The 6,688-nt window shown below is 33.8% G+C and carries 6 protein-coding genes; 2 read left to right on the forward strand and 4 right to left on the reverse strand.

Annotated features, from left to right (window positions below):
- Positions 1-189: 189 nt before the first annotated feature.
- Positions 190-909, forward strand: a complete 720-nt coding sequence (locus ACQKL6_RS13950) for a MerR family transcriptional regulator (RefSeq protein WP_427591327.1) — start codon at positions 190-192, stop codon at positions 907-909.
- Here the strand turns inward: ACQKL6_RS13950 and ACQKL6_RS13955 are convergent.
- On the reverse strand, positions 904-2,925 hold the full coding sequence (locus ACQKL6_RS13955) for a HelD family protein (RefSeq protein WP_427651297.1): 2,022 nt from the start codon (positions 2,923-2,925) through the stop codon (positions 904-906). The two genes, ACQKL6_RS13950 and ACQKL6_RS13955, sit on opposite strands and share 6 nt — an antisense overlap.
- Positions 2,926-3,194: 269 nt before the next feature.
- Complete coding sequence (locus tag ACQKL6_RS13960) at positions 3,195-4,079, reverse strand: hypothetical protein (protein WP_427651298.1); 885 nt, start codon at positions 4,077-4,079, stop codon at positions 3,195-3,197.
- Positions 4,080-4,267: 188 nt separating this feature from the next.
- Here ACQKL6_RS13960 and ACQKL6_RS13965 point away from each other — a divergent pair, with 188 nt between their 5' ends.
- Positions 4,268-4,999, forward strand: a complete 732-nt coding sequence (locus ACQKL6_RS13965) for a hypothetical protein (RefSeq protein WP_427591331.1) — start codon at positions 4,268-4,270, stop codon at positions 4,997-4,999.
- A gap of 136 nt (positions 5,000-5,135) precedes the next feature.
- Here ACQKL6_RS13965 and ACQKL6_RS13970 read toward each other — a convergent pair whose 3' ends face one another.
- Complete coding sequence (locus ACQKL6_RS13970) at positions 5,136-5,399, reverse strand: hypothetical protein (RefSeq protein ID WP_427591332.1); 264 nt, start codon at positions 5,397-5,399, stop codon at positions 5,136-5,138.
- 140 nt (positions 5,400-5,539) lie between these two features.
- Positions 5,540-6,436 (reverse strand): peptidylprolyl isomerase, encoded by an 897-nt coding sequence (locus ACQKL6_RS13975; protein ID WP_402991672.1) that lies wholly within the window; start codon positions 6,434-6,436, stop codon positions 5,540-5,542.
- Positions 6,437-6,688 lie beyond the last annotated feature (252 nt).

Genomic DNA, 6,688 nt, shown 5'->3' on the forward strand with positions numbered 1-6,688 from the left:
CTGTTACATTCATTAGACAAAAAGTTAATTCTTTGGACCGTTTTTTATACCTTTTATCTATTTTCAATTACTACTATCTAAAACAACAAAAAAACACTACCAACAATTGTTTTTTACTAAGGGATATGAAATGTTGTTGTATTTTTAAAAGTTAACTATAATGGAAAAGCTAAAGGAAGGAGTGATTTAATGCGAACAAATGAATTAGCAAAAAAAGTGAAAGTTCACCCTAACACTGTAAGGCTTTATGAGGATTGGGGGTTTATTTCTTCAGTTCCCAGAGAAGCAAATACATACAGGAGATATTCAAACATCCATCTAATTCAAATGCAAATCGCTCGCTATGCTTTTCGACAAGAATTCATTCAAAATAACCTGCGCAAACAAGCTACCCGAATTGTCCGATTAAGTGGTAGTGAGCTGTTTAGCGAGGCATTAATAGAAGCAAATAAATATCTGCAATTTTTAGAAGCGGAGTATTCTTATACTTGTCGTGCTGTCCAAATAGTTGAAAAGATTTTAACGAAGGTAGTAGTCCATACTGAGACATACACTCATAAAGAAGTAGCAAATAATCTGCAATTAACGGAAGAAACCCTTAGGAATTGGGAAAGAAATGGCTTATTTACGGTAAAACGAAATTCCCAAAACCGACGTCAATATTCAGAGCGTGATATTCAGAAACTATTAATTATTCGTACGCTCCGTACTGCTTATTTTTCCATTGCAGCCATACATCATTTAATAGAAGGTATTGAAGAAGTGCAAACCGCACGGGATATTCAATCCCTTTTAAATTCACCAAAGTTTGCTGATGAATTTTTACATGTTACAGATGAACTTGAGATAAATTTAAAAAATGCGATGAAAGACGTAAAGTCAATCATCGCATTATTAGAGGACTTATAATAAAGGAGACGGATTTACTTCGTCTTTTAAAATGGTTAGTTCATGCATTGCTCTTGTCGTTGAAATATAGAGTAACCCACGATCGAATTCATTCCGATAATTCGTTCCATTTACGAATGGCACTATTACTGAGTCAAATTCAAGTCCCTTTGCATATTGTATTGTTGTTAAAATAATCCCCTTTTCGAATTTTTCTGTATGAGCATCTACTAGGTGAATCGGCAAATGGTTTACATGTTCTTTTAACAAAACAAGGTCTGATTCCGTTTTACAAATGATGGCTGTAGATTTGAAATCATTTTTAATAGATCCAAGCAATCTCAAAATCATTTCATTCATTGTTTTATAGGGGATTTCTTTTGGTTCCTCTCCGTGACGAGCGATTGGATGAATTGTCGAATTACGCATGAATTTTTTCGCATACATTGCGATTTCAAAAGATGACCTGTAACTAGTCGTTAGTTCAACATATTCTAGGTTTGAAAAAATTTGCTCGAAACCTTCTTTTGAAATTGTTTCGTATGGTAGAAGTGCCTGACTAAAATCACCAATAATCGTACGTTTACACTCAAATACTTTTTCGAGTAGTGCATATTGAATGGGTGTATAATCTTGCATCTCGTCTAGGACAAAATGCTGTATCATATCAAATGTCTTTATACCCTCAAAGTAAAGCTGACAATAAAGATAGGGATATACATCGGTAAATTCAAAGTGCCGCTTTTTGAAATAGAATGTTTCTTCACTGAATTCCGACATAAATACTTTATAAATATCGATTGCGGAGTTAATAAGTAGCCGTTTTTTTAATCGTTTTACGATTTCGTTTTTACTGGGTAGTTTTAGTTCACCTTGGCGCTTCGTCTTGAGAACATTCATTACATCGTCAGCTATCATTTCTAAGCGAATAAGTACGGGTTCTTTTGCATATTTGCTGAAACGATTCTGCAAATATTCTGTTGTGAATTCATAATCAGCAACCGAAAGGGTACCATTTTTAAATAAGGTTGAGTTCAATCTTTGTAAAAAAGCATTTAACTGTTCTACAAAAGCATAAGTTGATTTGATCGAAGCTCTTTTTGCATAGCCACTTTTGGGATCTGCTAAAATATCTTTTACCTCTTGTTCAAACGATACGTAAGTTAAGTGGTTAGGAAGTAACTGTTCCGTTAACTCATCTATAGTAAAGGAACGGATTGGCTGCTCGCCAAGTTCCGGTAGGACTGAAGATATATAATCACCGAAAACTTTGTTAGGGGATAGTATAAAAATTCGATTTGCTTGTAGGGTATCTCGAAATTTGTATAAAAGGTACGCAATACGATGCAGAGCAACTGCCGTTTTCCCCGATCCCGCGACACCTTGTATGATGACATTATAGGCAGAATCATTACGGACAATTTTATTTTGTTCCCGTTGAATTGAGGTCACGATCGTTTTCATTTTATCATTCGCATGCTCACTTAAAGTCTTTTGTAACACAGCATCTTGAATTGTTAATGAGCTTTCAACCATATACTCAATTTTGGAATTTTCGATTTTGAATTGCCTTTTCGAAACAATTTCACCGTCAAAATGATTTTCTTTTGCCTCATAATAAGCTTTTCCTATTTCAAATTCATAGTACATATTACAAACTGGAGCACGCCAATCATAGATGAGATTATTACTGGCTTCATCACTAAATCCAAAACGGCCTATATAAAATGATTCCACTTCATCTGGTTCATCGCCTTCATAAACAAAATTAAATCGACCAAAGTATGGGGAATCGATTAGTTTCTCTAGTTGCTCTCGTTCGGTAACTTGAGCAAAACCCCGTCGGTCAATCATATTTAACGTTTGGCTATAATCATATATCTCAAATTTATCGATTTCACTTTTGTAATCAATCATATATTTTTGTAACTCTTTATAGGAGTGGTCTTGTTTTGTAATATCTTTTGAAACTTGTTCATAAGCTTCCTTTAGCTTTTCTATAGTATGTTCGAAATATGTTAATTCTCGTGAGTCCATCATCATCGTCCTCCTTTTTACCAGTAATCACTAGTTTAACGATTCAAACTTCGCTGGTGTGTATATGGAGGGTTTAAAAAGTTTATGAAAAATCTTACAAATAATATATTTCCTATTTTGGATGTGGCAGATAACTAGTAAGGTTTTTCAAAAATAAAGAGATCCCTTCTATTCGATTTCTAGTAGAAAGGATCTCTTTATATGAAAGTAGGATTTTGATTTTTTTGATGCAGGTCTGTGCTAATATCCTTATTGTCCTCTGATGTTCCTTAAACTTGTTTCACTTTTCCCAATAGCCCGATTGATAAATATTGCTTATTTTCATCGAAATCCCATAACCAATGGCGCAAGGAAAAATCTTGCCGATCCACTTTACTCATATAATGCTGGATGGCAATTAATGCGGCCCCGTACCCGACATTGGAAGCTAATGAAAAAATGGCGTTAATTCCTTGATTGGTAGTCTCAATGTATTCTGGTTCCATCTTCAAGATATCGGACCAGGTTATGTAGAACCCATTTCCAGTACAACACTTGAAGGCTACAACCTGCAAATTAAGCACAATCTGATCTCTTACATCCAAAAATCCATCTTTCATTCTTACTAAATCAAATTGTTCATAGTGGTGTTTATTCTTTTCAAGAGTATCTAACGCCCAATTATAAAATAATTGAGTATAAATGGCCGATGTTGCGAATATGTCAAATTGGCCAATATAATCATTGAATTCATTATGAACGATTTCTGATAACTTATCCTTCATATTCAATACGTATTGAATGATGTCTTCAGTCTTTTCACCATGCTCCAACATGGAAGTCAGTGTTTGTTCGAAATTTATTTTATCCAATCCGGTCACATCCATTGCAACTAACTGAATTTTATTGCGAGTACTTTCTGAAAAGTTCTTAATTCCATTTACCATGCTTTCTTTATCTATATCGAATAAATAAATCGAATTACATTTTGTTGATAGATGATTTAAATCCAGATCATCACAATTGCCCGCTCCAATAATCCCTATTTTATTTACAAAAGCTTGTTTGAAAAAAACGGTATCAAATAATTCTGTTACCCGTTCACGATGTTTTCCCCATTTAATCCTTCTATATTCGTCACGATTATGATTCAAATCCCTTTGGAAGGCTTCCAAGACTTAGCACTCCTTTATGTACAACTGATTAAACTATTGTATCAAAAGACTGCTCTAATGTAGAGATTCTCAGCAACAAGGAAATGGTATTTTTCCAAGAGATAAATCAGTAAATTTGGATATCTTTTTGTATATCTCAAACATTAGAATATAATGGAAATAAGAGAATGGATAATAGGGGGCATATCGTGAGTAAGACAAAAAAGATTTTATTGATTTTACTTGTAATTTTTCTATTTATATTAGCCGGAGTAGTCATCCTGATGTATTCCTTCACACAAGGTATGAAGGGTGATCCTGACGAAGAAAAGAAAGTCCGGGTGCAAGCGGAACAATATCTAGTGGAAAATTTTAAAGAAAAAACGTATGTATACGACGTGTTATACGATAACATGGGTAACTTTGATGAGTTTGAATACGCCGCTAAAGTTAGAGAGGAAAAGTATGGTACAGAATTTCTTGTGTATTCTAACGTGCATACTGGAAAAATGGAGGATTCCTTTATTTCCAATAAATGGAGAGATGATTCAGAAAAAGAAATAAAGCCCTATATCGAAGAAAAAATTGGGGATGTAAAGTCATCAGTGGAAATGAAAGAAATTACTGATAGTAACAATTATGAAGAAATCCAGGCTAAAATAGGGGATTCTAGTGAATTAGTTGTCCTTTTTGATAGGGAGATTGGAAGAGAATTAGACATTGACCCGAATCATCCAAAAAGTTATAAAGAGTATGATGTTGCACCATCTATCCTTCTTACAATTCACCGTAAAAAACAAGATTCAGATGAAAATGATTTTAACAGTATTATTCAATCCATTAAAACCGACCGCGCTCTTGTTCGAGGTGAACTCATCGTGAATTACGTCAGCACTGATGGAGTGGCATTAGAAGATGACGAATGGCGAAAAACGTTTTAATTAATCTATCTATGGAATGCTAATATGGGTCCTGTTCAAAATTTCAGGGGGCTGTCCTATAAGTACCTAAAATAACATGAAAAAAATCCCCTTGATACATGAGTCCCAAGACGATTTTAAACAAGTATAAATTTATTTAAGAGCTTTCCTTTAATTCTTTATCTCTTAAATGCTGGGACTTTAGAATCCGCACTTTGTAGTTTTTTTCCTGTTTGCGGATTCCTCCCCATTCATGCTGCACGGTTACGCACTTCAAATGTACCAATCCAACTAACTGGACTTTCTCCTCTTTCGCAGGTAGTAGAAATCTGTTCAAGTATTCTTCTACCATCTTTTTAGCATCATCTATTGTTGGTTCTGCTGGTGTCGCTACAGTATTTACTAGATCAGTTTTGTTCAATTGTAACAATCCTCTTATTAGACACTTATAACAAAAAATACAACCATTTCATAACAACTATACGCCCGTCAGTTATGGAATAGTACAATAACATGCATTATGTAAACTGAAGTGAAAAATTATAGTTGAACATTTTAACCTTAATGGGACATATTTGGTTCTTTTGATTCTACATTCTTAAATACATCTTTAAATACATCTTCTTTTATCTCAATTTCTTTATTCAAATTGTTTAATACCTCTTGTACCGGTTTTGCGTCTTTTTCCATAAGTGTTTGTTTAATTTGGTCTTCCACTTCACTTAATGGTTTCTCCTTTCTATCTGTTACCTTAATTATGTGATAACCAAATAGTGTCTTGACTGGCTCACTCACTTCACCTTTTTTTAACTTCATAGCCGCAGCAAGAAAAGTCGGATCCAATTCCTGGCTTCGACCGGAAAGATAACCCAAATCTCCGCCTTGTGATGCAGACACCTTGTCTGTCGATTGTTTTTTTGCTAATTCAGTAAAGTCATTTCCTTTTTTGAGTTCTTCATCTACTATTTTAGCATCTGACTCATTTTTCACGAGAATATGGCTAGTTCTCACCTTTGTATATTGATCTTTATTTTGTTCATAGTAATCTTTTATTTGTTTATCCGAGACTTTTAACCCTTCTGTTGTTGCTTTTAAGAAATAAAGTGATTGTTCGATATAATCCTTTAGTTCATTTTCATTATTAAATCCTTGTTTTTGTAGAAATATTGTAAATTCATCTTTATCACCGACTTGTTCTTTAATCTCTGTTAATCGATGATTCACTTCATTATCAGATACCTCATATTTACCTTTCAATATTTGCATATAAACCAATTCCTGAACCAATTCCTTTCCCCGTTCGGTATTTACCACTTCCTTATATAAATCATCTTTGGAGATATTTCCACTTTTCGTTTTAATAAGTATATCGTTATCATTGACAGAGGTTAAAGACGAACAGGCACCAAGTAAACATAACAATGATAAAATAGATAAAATTGTGATTTTATTCCTCAATTATCTTCACTCCTACTTTTGATAACTTTCCAAAGTCATTGTCGCTGACTGATCAGACTTGAGTTTACCCATCAAATAAAAAGCTTAATAAGCTTTAAAATGCCTCCGATATTTTACTGGGTATTGTAAAAACGTAACTATATAGGGCAAAGTTCAAGCAGCAAATAAATGCCAATTTGGTTTCTCAATTCTAAACTTTCTTAAATGAGACGGGACAGTTCTCCAACTGTCCCATCCATTCTATTGGTTTTT

Origin of the sequence: Peribacillus sp. NPDC097197 (genome assembly GCF_050278025.1) — a bacterium.
Lineage (GTDB): Bacteria > Bacillota > Bacilli > Bacillales > DSM-1321 > Peribacillus.